The sequence below is a fragment of the Streptomyces sp. STR69 genome, assembly GCF_024519455.1.
Lineage (GTDB): Bacteria > Actinomycetota > Actinomycetes > Streptomycetales > Streptomycetaceae > Streptomyces.
In genome coordinates, this window is the sequence record NZ_JALJRY010000034.1 from 44450 (window position 1) to 61925 (window position 17476).

At 70.4% G+C, this 17476-nt stretch carries 16 protein-coding genes; 9 read left to right on the forward strand and 7 right to left on the reverse strand.

Annotated features, from left to right (window positions below; translation table 11 throughout):
- Positions 1–86 precede the first annotated feature (86 nt).
- The 4 genes from OC490_RS41365 to OC490_RS41380 all read left to right on the forward strand — a co-directional run bounded on the left by OC490_RS41365 (position 87) and on the right by OC490_RS41380 (position 6656).
- On the forward strand, positions 87–1355 hold the full coding sequence (locus OC490_RS41365; RefSeq protein ID WP_262063204.1) for an MFS transporter: 1269 nt from the start codon (positions 87–89) through the stop codon (positions 1353–1355).
- Positions 1339–4059, forward strand: a complete 2721-nt coding sequence (locus OC490_RS41370; RefSeq protein ID WP_262063205.1) for an MGH1-like glycoside hydrolase domain-containing protein — start codon at positions 1339–1341, stop codon at positions 4057–4059. The genes OC490_RS41365 and OC490_RS41370 overlap by 17 nt, the downstream gene beginning before the upstream one ends.
- Positions 4056–5540, forward strand: coding sequence for an alpha-amylase family glycosyl hydrolase (locus tag OC490_RS41375; protein WP_262063206.1), 1485 nt, complete (start codon positions 4056–4058; stop codon positions 5538–5540). The genes OC490_RS41370 and OC490_RS41375 overlap by 4 nt, the downstream gene beginning before the upstream one ends.
- Before the next feature lie 192 nt (positions 5541–5732).
- Entirely contained in the window at positions 5733–6656 is a 924-nt protein-coding gene (locus OC490_RS41380) for a hypothetical protein (protein WP_262063207.1), read from the forward strand.
- Positions 6657–6728: 72 nt separating this feature from the next.
- On the opposite strand, the gene OC490_RS41385 is transcribed toward OC490_RS41380, so the two are convergent.
- Positions 6729–7184: a MarR family winged helix-turn-helix transcriptional regulator gene (locus OC490_RS41385; RefSeq protein WP_262063208.1), complete on the reverse strand. Its 456-nt coding sequence runs from the start codon at positions 7182–7184 to the stop codon at positions 6729–6731.
- A gap of 177 nt (positions 7185–7361) precedes the next feature.
- Between OC490_RS41385 and OC490_RS41390 the strand changes: the two genes are divergently transcribed.
- Positions 7362–8825 carry an MFS transporter gene (locus OC490_RS41390; RefSeq protein WP_262063209.1) on the forward strand — a complete coding sequence of 488 codons (1464 nt, stop codon included), beginning with the start codon at positions 7362–7364 and terminating at the stop codon, positions 8823–8825.
- Positions 8826–9086: 261 nt separating this feature from the next.
- Here the strand turns inward: OC490_RS41390 and OC490_RS41395 are convergent, their stop codons facing one another.
- On the reverse strand, positions 9087–9338 hold the full coding sequence (locus OC490_RS41395; RefSeq protein ID WP_262063210.1) for a hypothetical protein: 252 nt from the start codon (positions 9336–9338) through the stop codon (positions 9087–9089).
- 20 nt (positions 9339–9358) lie between these two features.
- Between OC490_RS41395 and OC490_RS41400 the strand changes: the two genes are divergently transcribed.
- Positions 9359–9493, forward strand: coding sequence for a hypothetical protein (locus OC490_RS41400; protein WP_262063211.1), 135 nt, complete (start codon positions 9359–9361; stop codon positions 9491–9493).
- Between the two features lie 3 nt (positions 9494–9496).
- On the opposite strand, the gene OC490_RS41405 is transcribed toward OC490_RS41400, so the two are convergent.
- The 5 genes from OC490_RS41405 to OC490_RS41425 form a co-directional block, all read right to left on the reverse strand.
- The gene (locus tag OC490_RS41405) at positions 9497–10087 is read right to left on the reverse strand and encodes a TetR/AcrR family transcriptional regulator (RefSeq protein WP_262063212.1); all 591 of its coding nucleotides are present in this window, start codon (positions 10085–10087) and stop codon (positions 9497–9499) included.
- 43 nt (positions 10088–10130) lie between these two features.
- Positions 10131–10580 (reverse strand): hypothetical protein, encoded by a 450-nt coding sequence (locus OC490_RS41410; RefSeq protein WP_262063213.1) that lies wholly within the window; start codon positions 10578–10580, stop codon positions 10131–10133.
- Complete coding sequence (locus OC490_RS41415; RefSeq protein ID WP_262063214.1) at positions 10570–11985, reverse strand: APC family permease; 1416 nt, start codon at positions 11983–11985, stop codon at positions 10570–10572. Before OC490_RS41415 ends, OC490_RS41410 begins: the two co-directional genes overlap by 11 nt.
- Entirely contained in the window at positions 11978–13885 is a 1908-nt protein-coding gene (locus OC490_RS41420; RefSeq protein ID WP_262063215.1) for a primary-amine oxidase, read from the reverse strand. The genes OC490_RS41415 and OC490_RS41420 overlap by 8 nt, the downstream gene beginning before the upstream one ends.
- A 120-nt stretch (positions 13886–14005) precedes the next feature.
- Entirely contained in the window at positions 14006–14425 is a 420-nt protein-coding gene (locus tag OC490_RS41425) for an ATP-binding protein (protein ID WP_262063216.1), read from the reverse strand.
- Between the two features lie 302 nt (positions 14426–14727).
- Between OC490_RS41425 and OC490_RS41430 the strand changes: the two genes are divergently transcribed.
- The 3 genes from OC490_RS41430 to OC490_RS41440 all read left to right on the forward strand — a co-directional run bounded on the left by OC490_RS41430 (position 14728) and on the right by OC490_RS41440 (position 17433).
- The gene (locus OC490_RS41430; RefSeq protein WP_262063217.1) at positions 14728–15825 is read left to right on the forward strand and encodes a PP2C family protein-serine/threonine phosphatase; all 1098 of its coding nucleotides are present in this window, start codon (positions 14728–14730) and stop codon (positions 15823–15825) included.
- Positions 15826–15896: 71 nt separating this feature from the next.
- On the forward strand, positions 15897–16352 hold the full coding sequence (locus OC490_RS41435; RefSeq protein WP_262063218.1) for a MarR family winged helix-turn-helix transcriptional regulator: 456 nt from the start codon (positions 15897–15899) through the stop codon (positions 16350–16352).
- Positions 16353–16380: 28 nt separating this feature from the next.
- On the forward strand, positions 16381–17433 hold the full coding sequence (locus OC490_RS41440; protein WP_262063219.1) for an Atu2307/SP_0267 family LLM class monooxygenase: 1053 nt from the start codon (positions 16381–16383) through the stop codon (positions 17431–17433).
- Positions 17434–17476 lie beyond the last annotated feature (43 nt).

Consider the following 17476-nt stretch of genomic DNA (forward strand, 5'->3'; position numbering starts at 1 on the left):
TCGCTAGGCTGCGCGGCAGAAGCGGGATCGTCAACGCGTCGGTGGCTGGGTAGCGCGTCCCTCCGACGTGCTCACGGGAGACGCCGATGGCGTACCGATCCCTTCTCCGAGTTCCCGGCGCGGGATTCTTCCCGCTCGGACTCCTCGCCCGCCTTCCCTACGCCACCTCGTCGCTCGCCACGCTCATCCTCGTCCGGGCCGCCTCGGGCAGTTACGCCTTCGCGGGTCTCGCCGCGGCTGCCCAGGGCATCGCCAACGCGCTCGGCGCCCCGGTCGCCGGAGCGCTGGCCGACCGCCACGGCCACCGTCTCGTCGGCGCGGTCTCGGCACTCGCCAACGCCGGCGCCCTGACCGGCCTCGTCGTCGCGAGCCACACCGGCCGCCCGGGCATGATCGCCGCGGCTGCCCTGGCCGGACTCACCCAGCCACCGGTCGGCTCCCTGGTCCGCGTCCACTGGTCACGCCTGCTCCACGCGCGCGAGCGGCCCGACCTCGTCCCCACCGCCCTCTCGTACGAGGCGACCGCCGACGAGATCAGCTTCGTCGCGGGACCGGCGATCGTCGGACTGCTCACCTCCCTCGGCCCCACGGCACCGACCGTGGCGGCCATCGCGCTTCTCCTCCTGGCCACCCTGCCCTTCGCCCTGTCGCTCGCCCCCGGCGGAGTCGCACCGCAAGAGGCCCCGGGCAACCCGCGAACTGCCTTGCCCCGCCTGCCACTTGCGGTCATGTTCCTCGCCATGGCCGCGATGGGCACCGTCTTCGGCGCCGCACAGACCGGCGTCACCGCTTACGCGGACGACAGCGGTCACCCCGGCAGCGCGGGACTCCTCTACGCCCTCTTCGGCATCGGCAGCGCCCTGGCGGGCGCCGCCTGCGCATGGCTCCCCGCCCGCTTCACGCTGCTCCACCGGTACGTGACCTTCGCGGCGACCCTGCTGCTGGGCACCCTCACCCTCGTCGCCGGGGACGGACTGCACGCCCTTCCCGCCGCGATGGCCCTCGCCGGTGTGACCGTGGCCCCCTACCTGATCAGCCTCTACGCGCTCACCGAATGCCTCGCGCCCGCCGACCGCGCGACCGCAGCCCTGACGATCCTGTGCGCGGGAGGCCCGCTCGGCACCGCGACCGGACAGACGCTGGCCGGCTACCTGGCCGACGGTCACGGCGCCACCGGAGCCTTTCTGGTGGCGCCGGTCGCGGCAACGGCGGCTCTGCTGCTCGCCGTTGCGGTGTTTCTGACGGACACCGACGTGCTCCGCCCGGGTGTTCGTGTTGCCGTCGGGTCCGGGACACCCGAGTCTGGGGGAATGGGTCGGGCCAAGGGGAGGACACACGATGGCGACGAGCGCTGACACACCGGACGCAGAACGGCGACGGCTGGCCGAGGCCGACGATTCCGGGGTGCCCTGGCGCCGTTGGGGCCCCTATCTGAGCGAGCGCCAGTGGGGGACCGTACGGGAGGACTACAGCCACAGCGGCGACGCCTGGTCCTACTTCACCCACGACCAGGCCCGCTCCCGCGCCTACCGCTGGGGCGAGGACGGCATCGCCGGCGTCAGCGACGACAAGCAGCGGCTGTGCTTCGCGCTCGCGCTGTGGAACGGCCGCGACCCGATCCTCAAGGAGCGGATGTTCGGCCTCACCAACTCCGAGGGAAACCACGGCGAGGACGTCAAGGAGTACTACTTCTATCTCGACAGCACGCCCACGCACTCGTACATGAAGTACCTCTACAAATACCCGCAGGCCGAGTACCCCTACGAGGACCTCAAGGCCACCAACCGGGCCCGCGGGCGCGGCGACTTCGAGTACGAACTCCTCGACACCGGCATCTTCGACGAGGACCGCTACTTCGACGTGTTCGTCGAGTACGCCAAGGCGGGCCCCGAGGACCTGCTGATCGAGATCACCGCCCACAACCGCGGCCCCGACGAAGCCCCGTTGCACCTGCTCCCGACCCTGTGGTTCCGGCACACCTGGTCCTGGGCGGGTGGCACCGCCGTCCCGTCCATCCACCAGGAATCCGGCGGCCAACTCCGCGCCGACCACGAGGACCTGGGCCCGCGCTGGCTGTACTGCGACGCGGAAGCGCAGACCCTGTTCACCGAGAACGACACCAACAACGAGAAGATCTTCGGCAGTTCGAACGCCTCCCCGTACGTCAAGGACGGCATCGACCGCTACGTGGTCCAGGGCGAGACCGGAGCCGTCAACCCCGACCGGACCGGCACCAAGGCCGCCGTCCACCATGTGCTCACCATCCCGGCCGGGCAGAGCGCGACCGTCCGCCTGCGCCTCACCGCCGCCGAACTTCCCGACTGGATGGGTGACTTCGACACCGTCATGACCCAACGCCGGGGCGAGGCCGACGAGTTCTACGACGCCTGCACCCCGGCCGACGCGGGCGCCGACGAACGGCGGCTAGTCCGGCAGGCGTTGGCCGGGATGCTCTGGAGCAAGCAGTACTACTACCTCGACGTCGAGCGCTGGCTGACCGAGCACGGCGTCGACCCGCTCGCCTCCGACCCCCGCGTACGGAACAGCAACTGGTACCACATGGTCAACGACGAGATCATGTCGATGCCGGACACCTGGGAGTATCCGTGGTTCGCGGCCTGGGACCTCGCCTTCCACACCGTCGCCCTGTCGATGGTCGATCTCACCTTCGCCAAGGGCCAGTTGGACCTGCTGCTGCGCCGCCTCTACCTCCACCCCAACGGCCAGATCCCGGCCTACGAATGGAACTTCGGGGACGTCAACCCGCCCGTGCACGCCTGGGCCACCCTGTTCCTCTACGAGTTGGAGAAGCACCGCACCGGCAAGGGCGACCGTGCCTTCCTGGAGAACGCCTTCCAGAAGCTGATGAAGAACTTCAGCTGGTGGCTCAACCGCAAGGACACCGACGGCAACAACGTCTTCCAGGGCGGCTTTCTCGGCCTCGACAACATCGGCGTCTTCGACCGCAGCGCCCCGCTGCCCACCGGCGGCCATCTCGACCAGGCGGACGGCACCGCGTGGATGGCGCTGTACTGCCAGAACCTCCTTGAGATCGCCATAGAGCTGGCCGTCGACAACCCCGTCTACGTCGAGCAGGCGCAGTCCCTCTTCGAGCACTTCGCGTGGATCGCCGTCGCCTTGAACCGCATCGGCGCCGACAACGCGAGCCTCTGGGACGAGGAGGACGGCTTCTTCTACGACGTGCTGCGGCTTCCGGACGGCACGGCGACCCGGCTCAAGGTCCGCTCGCTCGTCGGCCTGATCCCCCTCGCGGCCACCAGCCTCGTCGGCGGCTGGGCGGACCAGCGCTTCCCCGAACTGGTCGCGGGAGCACTGGAGTTCATCGAGCGCCACCCAGCCGTGGAAGCCACTATCTCCTCCCACGAGGCGATGGGCCCGAACGCCGACGGCCGTTACCTCTTCGCCCTGTTCGGCGAGGACCGACTCCGGCGCGTCCTGTCCCGGATGCTCGACGAGGACGAGTTCCTCGGCCCGCACGGCATCCGCTCCCTCTCCCGGTACCACGCCGAGCACCCGTACACCTTCGACGTGCACGGGGAGACCTACGGCGTCGGCTATCTGCCGGCCGAGTCCGACTCCGGGATGTTCGGCGGCAACTCCAACTGGCGCGGCCCCGTGTGGTTCCCGGTCAACCTGCTGCTGATCCGCGCCCTGCTCAACCTGCACGCCTTCCACGGCAGCGACTTCACCGTGGAATGCCCGACCGGCTCGGGCCGCCACCTCACCCTCTACGAGGTCGCCCGCGAGATCGCCGACCGGCTCACCGCCACCTTCCTCAGCGACGAGGACGGACACCGCCCGGTGCACGGCGCCCAGGCCAAGTTCGCCAAGGACCCGCACTGGAAGGACCTGATCCTCTTCTACGAGTACTTCCACGGCGACAACGGCGCAGGCCTCGGCGCCTCCCACCAGACCGGCTGGAGCGGCCTGTCGGCCGTCACAGCCACCCTCTTCCACACCCTGGGCGACGGCGAGTGGTCGGCCCGGGGCCGCGAGAGCCTGCGCCCGACCGGCGACCGAGAGGAGCCGCTGTCATGACCGCCTGGCCCGAGCACCCGGTGATCTACGAGATCAACACCCTCATCTGGCTGGGGGAGTTGAGCACCCGCTACGGCCGCCCCGTCACCCTCGGCGGGGTGCCCGCGCCCGCCTGGGACGAGGTCGCCCTCCCGGGTGTCGACGCCGTCTGGCTCATGGGCGTGTGGGAGCGCAGCCCGGCCGGACTGGAGATCGCGCTGCGCGACGCCTCGCTCCAGGACTCGTTCCGGGCGGCACTGCCCGACCTCCGCACGGAGGACGTGGCCGGATCGCCGTACTGCGTCCGGAACTACGTCGTCGACGCGTCCCTGGGCGGCCCCGAGGGACTGGCGGAGGCCCGCGCCCAACTGGCCGCGCGTGGCGTCCGGTTGATCCTCGACTACGTGCCCAACCACGTGGCCCCCGACCACCCCTGGCTGACCGAACGCCCCGACTGCCTGGTCCAGGGCACCCCCGACGACCTGGCCCGCGACCCCGCCGCCTTCCTGGAGGCCGGCGGCAAGGTCTTCGCCCGGGGCCGCGACCCCTACTTCGCGCCCTGGCCCGATGTCGTCCAACTCAACGCCTTCAGCGCGGAGTTGCGTACGGCGGCCGTCGACACCCTGGCCTCGATCGGCGACCAGGCGGACGGCGTGCGCTGCGACATGGCCATGCTGCTGATGACCGACGTCTTCGCGAAGACCTGGGGCGAGCGCGCGGGCGCGGCACCGGCCGAGGACTTCTGGCCGTACGTCGTCCCGAAGGTCCGTGAGCGACACCCCGACCTCCTCTTCGTGGCCGAGGCCTACTGGGACCTCGAATGGGCCCTGCAGCAGCAGGGGTTCGACCACTGCTACGACAAGCGGCTCTACGACCGGCTGCTGCACGAGGGCGCGGCCTCGGTGCGCGGCCATCTGCGGGCCGACCTCGGCTACCAGCGCGGCCTGGTCCGCTTCCTGGAGAACCACGACGAACCCCGGGCCGCCGCCACCCTGTCCCCGGAGCGGGAACGGGCCGCGGCGGTCACGATCGCGACGCTGCCCGGCGCGACCCTCTGGCACGAGGGGCAGTTCGAGGGCCGCCGGGTACGCCCGCCGGTCTTCCTCTCCCGTCGGCCGGAAGAGCCCGTCGACAAGGAACTCCTGGCGTTTTACCACCAGTTGCTCGCTGGGGTGGGCGCCTCCGGCATGCGCAAGGGAGGGGAGTGGCAGCTGCTCGACTGCACCGGCTGGCCCGACAACCCGTCCCACGAGAACCTGATCGCCTGGTCCTGGACGACCGATTCCAGCCGCCATCTCGTCGTCGTCAACCTGTCCGAGCAGCCCGCCCAGGGCAGGGTTCGCCTCCCGTGGAGCGACCTCCGCGGCGGCCCCCGCCAACTCACCGAACTGCTTTCCGATTTGGCCTACGACCGGGACGGCGACGAACTTCTGGACCCCGGCCTTTACGTCGATTTGGAGGGCTTGCGCTGGCATCTGCTCGCGGTGATGCCCGGATCTTGACCTGTGGCCAACTGGTGAAGGATTGACGGGAGTTGTGAAAGGTGACAAGAATTCAGCTTGCTTCGCTGTGGCTTCGCTGAGCGAAGCATCTGCGGGCGATCCGGTCGCGCACGTCCTCGATCGTTTCCTTTCGTGCGCCCGCTGCCCGCGCTCTGCCACCTCCCACACCTTTTATCATCGTCGAGGCTCACCTTGTCACGTTCGCACCACCTCCCATCCCTGTCCGCCCTCGCAGTCACCGCGTTCATAGCCGCCGCCGCGCCCGTGCTCGCGGCCGGCACGGCGAGTGCCACCGAGAACGACGCGTGCCAGTCCGCCACCGTGCAGTACCGCATCGTCGGCGCCGATGGAAACGTTGTCGGCGCCGACTGGACCTCGCAGGGCGGCTTCCACCAGTGGGACGCCGTCCCCGGCACCGTCGAGGTCCGGCTCGCTCCCGGCCAGAGCGTCGGCGACAGCTGCAAGTACCCCGTCTCGCTCGCCGAGTACACCGCCGAAGGTTCCACCTGGTACACCTCCGGCCACCAGACCATGGTCGACAAGGCCACGGTCTACCTCACCGCCAAGGACGTCGCCGGCGCGGACGACTCGGGGCAGACCTGGCAGAAGCTCAACGTCAAGTCGCCCGACTGCTACGGCCAGATCGACCTGTACGGCGACGACGTCACCTACGACGGCGGTACGGGCGAGGGCCACGGCCCGCTCCCCTACGAGCCCGACAACATCATGACCCCGTACCACCTGATCGCGGCCTGGAACGGCGGCGACAAGGAGTGCACCCCCAGCACCCCGGACTCGCCCACCCCGACGCCGACCCAGCCCGCCTCGGCCCCGCCCGCGACGCCGTCGACCCCGGCCGGCAGCACGCCTCCCGCCGAGGAGTCGACCCCGCCGAGCCCCAAGCCGTCGACGACGCCTCCCACCTCCGCGCACGTCCCGCCGCTGAAGTCGACGCCGTCGCCCACGCCGAAGGCGACGCCCAACGGTGGCAAGCAGCCGCTGGCGGAGACCGGTTCCAACGCACCGGTCGGCCTCCTCGCGGGTGGCGCGGCCCTCGTGATCGCCCTGGGCGGCGGTGTGGTCTACGCGGCGAGCCGCTCGCGCCGGTCCTCCTGACACAACCGATCCGGGTAAGCCCGGTGTGAACCGACGGCCCCGCCCCGTGAATTGCCACGGGGCGGGGCTCACTCATGGCCGCGGCCAGGGACGTCCGCCGAGCCGCTCGATGTCGGTGTTGAAGCGTCGTAGGAAGGCCGCGAAGGCGGCGATGTCCGCCTCCGACCAGTCGTCCATGATCTGGTCCAGGGACTGGACGAGACCCTCGCGTTCCTCGTCGAGCATCCGCGCGCCCAGGTCGGTGATGCGGAACTTGCGGGCCATGCCGCCCTGCGGATCGGCGATGCGCTCCACAAGACCGGAGCGCATGGCCGCCGCCGTCTGCCGGTTGAGGGTGGACGTGTCGAGGCCGAAGGCGTCGCTCAACTCGCCGATGGACATGGGCCCTTGGACGCGGATCCGGCTCAACAGGATGTAGGCGCTGCGGTCCAGCACGCCGTCCTTGCGACGCCCGCCCTTGTGCGAGAGCAGTCCGTGCCGGCTGAGGAGCATCTGCTCGTACTCGATCTCGCGCGTACGCCTGTCCATCGGTCCGCTGCCTCCTGCTTCCTGCCGATCCCGCCGCCGTTCGATGCGGTTCGGGGCGGCCGGACCCATCCTCGCACGACGGTATGCATCATCCCCATCACATGGTTGATACATATGATGTGTACGATGCACATTCCTTCACGTCCCGACCGAACAGACATGCCGAGGAGTCCCGTCATGGACGCCCCCCAGCCCACAGCCCGCGCAGGCGGCGTGATCGCCACGCTGGCCTTCGCCGGCACCACGGCCGCGATCATGCAGACGCTGGTCACCCCGCTCATCGCCGACCTCCCGGAGATGCTGCACACCTCGTCCTCGAACGCCGCGTGGGTGATCACCGCCACCCTGCTGGTGGCCGCGGTCTGTGTGCCGGTCGTCGGCCGCCTCGGCGACCTGCTGGGCAAGCGCCGCATGCTGCTCGCCTGCTCCGTCCCGCTGATCGTGGGCTCGGTGGTCTGCGCGCTCTCCTCGTCCGTCGTTCCGATGATCGTCGGACGCGGGCTGCAGGGCATGGGAATGGGCATGGTCCCGCTGGGCATCGCCCTGCTGCGGGACGTCGTACCGCAGGAGCGGCTCAGCCCCTCCATCGCGCTCGTCAGCGCCTCCATGGGCATCGGCGGCGGCCTCGGTCTGCCGATCGCCGCGGCCATCGCCCAGTACGCCGACTGGCGTGCCCTGTTCTGGGGTTCGGCCGCCCTCGCCGCGGTCGTCGCCGCGCTGATCTGGTTCCTGATCCCGGACGTACCGGCCGCCGCCAAGGGCCAGCGCTTCGACGCCCCCGGCGCCCTCGGCCTCGCCGTCGGCCTCGTCTGCCTGCTGCTCGGCATCTCCAAGGGCGCCGACTGGGGCTGGGGTTCGGCCACCGTGCTGGGCCTGTTCGCCGTCGCGATCGTGGCCTTCCTGGCCTGGGGTGTATGGGAACTGCGCACGAGCGACCCGCTGATCGACCTGCGCACCACAGCCCGCCCCCGGGTCCTGATCACCAACATCGCCTCGGTCTTCGTCGGCGTCGGCATGTACTCCAGCATGCTGGTGGTGCCGCAGCTGCTGCAGTTCCCCGCGACCACCGGTTACGGCCTGGGCCAGTCGATGCTCGCGTCCGGCCTCTGGATGGCGCCCGGCGGCATCATGATGATGATCGTCTCCCCGCTCGGCGGAAAGCTCACCAACGCCCGCGGCCCGAAGTTCACCCTCATCAGCGGCGTCCTCGTCATCACCGCCGGCTACGCCCTGTCGATGGGCCTGATGGGCTCCGCCTGGGGTCTGATGCTCGTCTGCATCGTCATCAACAGCGGCGTCGGCCTTGCCTACGGCGCGATGCCCGCGCTCATCATGAGCTCGGTCCCGCTCTCCGAGACCGCCGCCGCCAACGGCTTCAACACCCTCATGCGCTCGCTCGGCACCTCGATCGGCGCCGCGGTCATCGGCGTCGTCCTCGCCCAGATGACCAACACGGCGGGCGGCTACACCTTCACCTCCGAGAGCGGCTTCCGCACCGGCCTGCTCATCGGCGGCGGCGTCGCCCTCCTCGCGGCCCTGGTCGCGGCGGCGATCCCGGCCGTACGGCAGACCGCGCAGGAGGACGAGAAGGAGCCCGAGCAGCCGGTCGTCGCGCGCGCAGAGGCCGGGGTCGAATCCTGACCGGAGCGCGGTATACGCACGGGAGCTGCGCTGCCCGGCGCCGAAGGACCGGGGAACCGGTCTTCGGCGCCGGGCAGCGCGCTGTTCGGTGATCGAATGGGGGGGGTGGACCGTCGTGCCGTGCGCCGGTCGGACGTGGGGTGCGGTACCGGAGCACCGGCCGTGACGACCGTCGGCCGGTGCCGCGGCCTCGCACGGTGACAGGTCTTGAACGTTCCGTCGGTTTCGTCATCCGGACCGGCCGGAGACGCGGTGCAGATCTCATTGGCCGCGGCCTCCCGCGATCCCTGCCACCTCCCTGATCCCGACCTCACCCTCGCCACCGACCGGCACGGCACCGGGTGGCCGGCCCACGGTCAGGACTTCGGCCGGCAGCGCGGGAGCCGGCCAGTGGGGCTCGGAGCGCCAGTTCAGAAGGTCTCTGGTGACGGTGAACGGGCCACTGGCCGTCCGGATCATCGCCAACTCCTCCTCGCGCGCCGCGCCCACCGACCGGTGATCGGCCTCGCTCACCACCCGCAGGACGCTGGAAGTTGACGTACCAGTGCGTCAGCCGATGGTCGCCGGTGACGCCGCCCAAGGTGATGTGGGCGATGTCCGCCGAGGTCAACCCCCAGGACGACGTGGTCATCGTCCCCAACCTGTCGGTCATGGCGCTTGCACACTGACCTCTACGGCCGCAACGAGCCAAACAGTCCGTCGAGTACCGCCTCTTGGCGCTGCCGTGTGGTCGCGTGGGGCAGCAGCACCGCGTTGATCTGGAACCCCATGAGAGCCGCGAGGAGGGTGTCGACGACCTCGTCGTCCGGCGTACTCGCGCCGATGTCGCCCTGCAGGCGCGCCTGTTGCAGATAGGCGCGCATCTGCTCGCGCCAGGTCGTCATCGCGTTCTCGTGGACCTCGGTCATGCGTTCGTCATGGACCGCCCGGTCCCAGAAGGCGATCACGACCCGGGCCTCCATGAGGCGGACGTCGTCGAGCGGCATGATCTCCAGGCAGAGGAGGCGCAGGGCCGGCAGGCCGGTCGCGTCGGCGATGGATCCGAGGGCGCGGACGTTGGTGCTCTCGAAGGCGTGCTGGAAGGCGGCGAGGAGGATCTCGTCCTTGTTGCGGAAGTAGCCGGTCAGCGCACCGTTGGCGTAGCCGGCCTCGGCGGCGAGGTCGCGCATGGTGACGGCATCGAGCCCGCGTCTTGCGATCAGGGCCCATACGGCTTCGATGATCTCGCGGCGCCGCGCGTCGTGATCGACGATTTTGGGCATGCCCCGACCTTAATCCAGCCGTTCCGACACCGGTCCGACCCGGTCAGGCCAGCATGGCGGCCATGCCCAGGGCCATCATCGCGCCGCCCGCCCCGCCGAGCGGACCGGTGCACGGCGGACCGGGATTCAGTGCCCGGTGCATGACGGCACCCGCTCGCGCCAGCACCCACAGCACCACCGCCAGCGCGAACAACCCGTGGCCGTGGGCGTGTTCGTGCTGTCCCTGCGGGAGCCGGGCCATGGCCGCCGTGACCACCGCCATCACCGCGAGATCGGCGGAGGCCGACCCGCGGGCGAACAGAGACATGCCCGCAGTCACGGCGGCGCCCGCCAGCAGTGGGTACGGCCCCGGGTTCCCCACCAGCATCAGGAGTGTCACGGCGAGTACGACGGCGTGCGGACCCCACCGCCGTACGGGCCCCGGCACCTGCCCCGCGAGGCAGAGACCGGAGCCCGTCAGCGTGGCGGCGGCCGGGAGCACGTCAGGCGTCACGGCGGCGCCGGACGGCGGCCGAGACCGCCCCGGCCGCGAAGAACAGCGCGACGATGCCCTCGAAGAGCCGGGCCAGCCCGGCCGAACCACCGATCAGGGTGGTGAAGTTGGCCAGCACCATGAACGTGATCCAGCACAGCCCGAGGGCGCCGAGGGCCGGAGCGAGCCGGGTGTGCCACAGCCGGGTGTCCGCCCCCGTGCGGGCGAAGAAGGTGATGATCGCGACCCCGACCAGGATCATCAGCACCAGCACCCCGAGCGTGGCCAGCCCGCTCATCCAGGTGAACAGCTCCAGCACCGGATCGGACCCCGCGAGCACGAACGCCCCCACGACCACTGCGGCCGACACGCTCTGCACCAGCGAACCGGCGTGCGGCGATCCGTGCTTGGCGTGACTGCGGCCCAGGATCGCTGGGGCGTCGCCCTGGCGGCCGAGGGAGAACAAGTAGCGGGAGATCGCGTTGTGGAAGGCGAGCAGCGCCGCGAACAGGCTTGTCAGCAGCAGGATTTCCATGGTGTCGGAAGCGGCCGAACCGACGTACTGCCCGGCCACGGCGAAGACCAGCCCGCTCGTGTTCTTGGCCGCCGCGCTCTGTACGTCGTCCGCGCCGACCGCCAGGACGACCGCCCAGCTGGACAGCGCGTAGAAGCCGCCGATGGCGATGACCGCGAGGTAAGTCGCCCTGGGCACACTGCGTTTGGGGTCCCTCGCCTCCTCGCTGTAGATGGCGGTCGCCTCGAAGCCGACGAAGGACGCGACCGCGAACATCACCCCGATGCCCGCAGACCCCGTGCTGAAGGCACCCGGCGTGAAGGAGTCGAAGTCGATGCCGTGGGCCCCTCCTTGGACGAGGATCGCCACCGTCATCACCGTGACGATGCCGACCTCCAGGACCAGCAGCACCGACAGCACCTTCGTGCCGACCTCGATGTTGCGGAAGCCCAGCACCGCGACCAGTCCCCACAGCACACCGGCCCACAGCCACCACGGCAGGTCGGGGCCGCCGTACTTCACGACCAGCCCCTGGAGGGTGACGCCGGACAGGCCGTAGATCCCGGCCTGGATCGTGCTGTACGTGAGCAGCGCCAGCCCTGCCGCCCCGGTGCCGGTGATCCGGCCGAGGCCGGCGGTGACGTAGGAGTAGAAGGCGCCGGTGTCGACGACATGGCGGCTCATCGCGGCGTACCCGACGCTGAACAGCAGCAGCACGATGGCCACCAGGAGGTAAGCGGCCGGTACGCCGGGGCCGTTGCCGATGGCCAGCATCACCGGCAGGGCGCCGCCGATGGCGGTGAGCGGGGCCGCCGCCGCGACGACCATGAAGACGATCCCGCCGACTCCGATGGAGCCACGGAGTTTTGACGGAGTGTCAACTGAGCTGCCGCTGATGGTCTGTTCAGACATGACAGCCTCCCGTGCCTGTTGTCCCGCAGTGGCCGGAGGTGCTCGGCGGCACGTCGAGGGTGGGGTTGCGGTCGAAGAAGCCGACCGGCTTGAGGGTGAAGCCCGTGGTGTCGACGGGCATGATCGGCCAGTCCTCGGGGCGCGGGGCGTGGGTCAGTCCGAAGGTGTGCCAGACGACGAGGTCCTGCCCGTCCAGGTCCCGGTCGGCGGCGGCGTACGCGGGCAGCCCCGCCCCGCCGGGATGCTGGTTGACGAAGTCGCCCGCCGGGTAGCGCTCGGCCGGGTCGTAGGCGGTGACCCAGAGGTGTTTCGTCGCGAAGGCCGCGCGGGCCGCCACCGAGGACCCGGGGTCGGCGAGCAGGGCCGGCTTGCCCTCGGGGTGCAGCGCGTAGGCGACCGGCCGGCCGAGCCGGTTCAGCGACTCGGGGTTGGAGATGTGCCACACGCGGTCCACGCCCGCGTCGGCCATCCGCTGCGCCTCGCTCTCCCGCGCGAGCGGGGTGCGCTTGAGGGCGAAGGCGTTGCCGCGAAGGTTGTCCGGTCCCATCGGCACCCGGACCGTCTCGACCTCCTCGATGCGATTGACGGGACCGTCCACCGCCATGTCCAGCCGTGCGCTGAAGAGGTGTTGGTGGTAGGGGGCGCCGAGACCGGGGGCGAGTTCGGTGGCGTACGGGTAGTCGCCGCCGGGGTGGGCGGAGGTGAAGACGACGCCGGTGGCCTTGGCCTCGAACTCGATCGTGCCGTCGAGATACAGGTACCAGTAGAAGCCGTAGTCGTAGTTCCCGACGGTGGTGAAGAAGGAGAGCACCATGCGCCGTTGGCGCCGGGTCTCGACGGAGCCCGCCCAGAGGTCGGTGTGCTTCCAGAGGATGCCGTAGTCCTCCTCGTGCAGACAGACGGCGTTGGTGAGGGTCTGCGGTGTGCCGGTCTCGTCGGCGATCACCGCGTCCAGGTAGGTGATGTCACCGAGACAGTCGCAGCCGAGCTGGAGCGCGTTGGCGTAGCGCCCGATGAGGTACTCGCCGGTGTCGAAGTAGTTCTGCCACGATCGCACGGGGGAGGGGTCGGCGTACGGTACGACCATCTCGGCGATCGACGCCCGATGGATCACCGGGCGCCCGGCGAAGGCGAGTTGATGGAGTATCAGCCCTTCGCGGGCGTCGAAGCCGATGCGCAGGGACCAGTTCTCCCACGTCAGCGCATTGCCGTCGAGGGTGAAGCTGGGACCCTGCGGCTGGGTGATCTCGATGGGCTTCAGGGTGGTGCGCGGCGGGCCGGTGACGGCCGGGTCGTCGAAGTTGCCCGACTCCGCGGGCACCGGTACCGGGCCGAGGTCGATGACCTGGTCCACGCTCCGGTTCAGGACGTCCACGTAGGCGACGAGGCCGTCGACGGGATGCGCCCACGCATGGTCCTTCGGGTGCTCCTGCACGAAGGCCAGCCCGCGCAGGATGCGGCGGCCCCGCTCCTGCGGGTACTCGGCGTCGTACACGCCCGCGGACAGCGGGGCGACACGCACCGAGTCGCGGTCCAGGCCGCGGGCGGCGAGGGCGGCCAGCCAGCGCTCGTCCTTCGTGAGGATCTCCTCGACGAGCGCGAACTCTTCGTCCAGGACCGGGAGTTGTCCCTCTGTCGCGGCGTCGATCGGCCGGTGCGACACGATACGTGACTCGGTCAGGGAGACCGTCGCGTCGCACGAGGGGCCGCCGGAGGTGTCGAGGAGCAGGACGCGCAGCCGTCGATCCTTCTCCTCCGGGGCGGACTTGGGCGGGTCGAGGAGTCCGAGGTAGGCGAAGCGGGTCGCCTCTGTGACGAGTCCGGCCGTCGCGAGAAGTTCGCGGGCGGCGGTGATCTCGTCCGGGGCGAGCGGGTCGAGAGGGTGTGGAGCGGCAGCCATACGGGCCTCCGGGGATTTTTTCTCTACGTCCGTAGAGCAAAAATTCGCGCGGCCACGTTTCGCTCGGCAGTACGCCCGCGTTGCCTTGTTGTTAAGTCCGCCGGGGCACGGTGCGCCGGGTCAGATGGCCAGGATCGCCCGTACCCGCTTGCCGCCCCCGCTGAGCGGGGTGACATCGAGGCGGTGGGCCAGGCAGCGGACCATGGCGAGGCCGCGTCCGCTCTCGCCCTCGGCCGTCAACGGCCGCACATGGGGCGGGGTCGGGTTGTCGTCGTAGACCTCGACCGTGACCCGCTCGTCGGACAGCTGCAGGCGCAGCCGGCACTCGCCGCGTCCGTGCTCGGTCGCGTTGGCGACCAGTTCGGAGACGATGAGTGTCGCGTCGTCGATCTGCTCCTCGTCCACCCGCGCCATCCGGCTGCGGGAGCGGGCGAGGAACTCCGATGTCAGCCTTCGCGCCTGACCCGCCGCCGCCGCTTCGTCGGGCAGCAGGTACTCCACGCGTACGGAACGCCTATGGGTACGCCGATGCGTACGCATGGCGAATCACTTCCCCTCCTAGGACAACCCGGTATCCCCGCGGCGCCACCGCACCGGGGCCGCTGCATCTCTTGCGCGGCCGGTCCCACACAATTCACTTGCCCGGAGTCCGTGATCGCCAACCGGCCCGCGCCACATGGTTGTCGCCGATCAGGAAATGTCAGTTCTCGGAATCAATTGGGTAAAGGGCCGGGCACGCCCAAGGCGTTGCCTGGCAGCCTTGCGATGTCCAGGGTGGGGGAGGGACCCCTGCGCGGAAGGCGGGAGCGGCTCCGGATGCCGCGACGCCGTTGGAGTGGACCATGGCCGCAACGAAGCCGCAGCGCAGTCTCTCCGTGCTGACCTGGCTGCCCGCCGCGGTGATGGCGGTGGTCGCCGTCGGGGACCTCGTCACCGGCCCCGGACTCGGCTTCCTGCCGCTCGCCTCCCTCGGACCGGCCTTCGCCGGACTGGTCGGCGGCTGGCGCCGTACCGCGTGGTTCGGCGCGGCGGCCCTCGCCCTCTGCGTCGGACTCGGCCTCTACGACGGCCTGTTCCAGGAACGCAGAGGCTTCCTGGCGATGGTGTCGGTGGTGGGCGTGACCGGCGCGGGCATCGCCGCCGCCGTGATGCGCGGACGCCGCGAGGCCGAACTGGCCAGCGTGCGGTCCATCGCGGAGGTCGCGCAACGCGTCCTGCTGCGGCCGGTGCCGCTGACCGCGGGCCCGCTCCAGGCCGCGGTGTCGTACACCTCGGCCGTCGCGGAGGCCCGGATCGGCGGTGACCTCTACGAGGTGGTCGCCTCCCCGCACGGCGTGCGCGTCATCGTCGGCGACGTGCAGGGCAAGGGCCTGGCCGCGGTCGAGACGGCAGCCGTGGTGCTCGGCGCGTTCCGGGAGGCCGCACACGACGAACCCGACCTGGTGGGACTCGGCGAACGCCTGGAGCGCAGCGTCTCCCGTGTCCTGTCCGACGAGAAGTTCGTGACCGCCGTCCTCGCCGAGATCGGCACGGACCACGAGGTGATCTTCCTCAACTACGGTCACCCGCCCCCGATGGTCGTACGACGCAACGGCGCCGCCGACTTCCCGGCACCGCCCGCCTACGCGCCCCCGCTCGGCCTCGGCGGCGCCCACGGCGGCGAGACCCCGAAGCCGTTCTCCGTACGCTTCGCGCCGGGCGAGCAACTGCTGCTCTACACCGACGGCGTCACCGAGGCCCGCGACGAGGACGGCACCTTCTATCCGCTCGGCGAGCGGGCGCACCTGCTGAAGGAACCCGACGCGCAGAGCGCGCTCGGCTCCCTGCGCGAGGACCTGGTCCGCCACACCGCCGGCCCGCTCCACGACGACGCCGCGATGCTCCTGCTGCGCTATCACGGGCACGCGGGGACGACGGGAGAGACCTCGCCTCTCGGGTGAGCAAGAGAGCTTCGCCGAGGTCTGGCCATTGCCGCAAAGTCATTGCTGCGTCAATCAAGTAAACTGATGGCATGACCACGCCCGAGCAGCCACTGCAGCCCATGGACCCGCACGAAGAGGCCCTGGTGCGCGAACTCGCGCGGGTGATGCTGGTGCTGCCCCGCGCGGTCGACGCCGACATGGTGCGCGAGCAGCGCCTGCCGCTGTCCGAGTACACGACCCTCATGCACCTCTCCGAGGCCACGGACCGCCGGATGCGCATGAGCGAGCTGGCGTCCGTCTGCAACCTCTCGCTGAGCGGCATGACCCGCATCGTCAGCCGTCTGGAAACGCAGGGCCTGGTCGGACGGGAACGCTGCGCCGAGGACGCCCGCGGCTGGAACGCCGTCCTCACCGACCAGGGCCTCGCCCGCCTCCAGGAGGCCTGGCCCGCCCACCTCGCCAGCGTCCGGCGCCATGTCCTCGACCACGTCGACGCCGACGACCTCACCCGGCTCCTCGGCGTGATGCGCCGTATCGCCACCTGACCCACCGAGCAGACCCAAGGAGTACGGCATGACCAACCCGACCAGTACCGATGGCGTCACGCTCGGTCTCGACACCTTCGGCGACGTCACGAACGGCACGGACGGCAAACCCCTGACCCACGGCCAGGCCATCCGCCGCCTCGTCGAGGAGGGCGTCCTCGCCGACCAGGTCGGCGTCGACCACTTCGGCATCGGCGAGCACCACACCGAGGCGATGCCGCTGTCGGCGGCGGACGTCGTCCTCGCGGCCATCGCCGCGCGCACCTCGAACATCCACCTCAGTTCCGCCGTCACCGTGATCAGCTCCGACGACCCCGTCCGCGTCTACCAGCGCTACGCCACCCTCGACGCCGTCTCCGCCGGCCGCGCCGAGGTCATCCTCGGCAGAGGATCGAGCACCGAGTCCTTCCCACTCTTCGGCTACGACCTGAACGACTACGAGGAGCTGTTCGAGGAGAAGGTCGCCCTCTTCGCCGAACTGCTCAAGGAGAAGCCCGTCACCTGGTCCGGCAACACCCGCGCCGCCCTCGACGGACTCTCCGTCCACCCGCACAGCGAGACCGGCTCGATCCCCACCTGGATCGGCGTCGGCGGCAGCCCCCAGTCGGTGATCCGCACCGCCCAGTACGGGTTCTCCCTGATGCTGGCGATCATCGGCGGAGACATAGCCCGCTTCGCTCCGTTCTCCGAGCTGTACCGGCGGGCACTGGCGGAGTTCGGCCACCCCGCGCGGCCCATCGGTGTGCACGCGCCCGGCCATGTCGCCGCCACCGACGAACAGGCGGTGGAGGAGTTCGTACCGGCCTTCCAGGAACTGATCCGCAGCGTGGCGCGCGAACGCGGCTTCCGCACCCCGACCCGCGAAAGCCTCATGCGCGACGTCGGCCCCGGCGGCGCCCTGCACGTCGGATCGCCCGAGACCGTGGCCCGCAAGATCGCCGACACCCTGAAGACCCTCGACGCCACCCGCTTCAACCTGAAGTACGGCATCACCGGAATGCCCCACGACACCCTCATGACCAACATCGAGCTCTACGGCACGAAAGTGGCGCCCCTGGTGCGTGAGTTGATGGTGGACTGAACGGACGGGGGCGCGGAAACTCCGTTGCGAGCCCGGGGGCCGT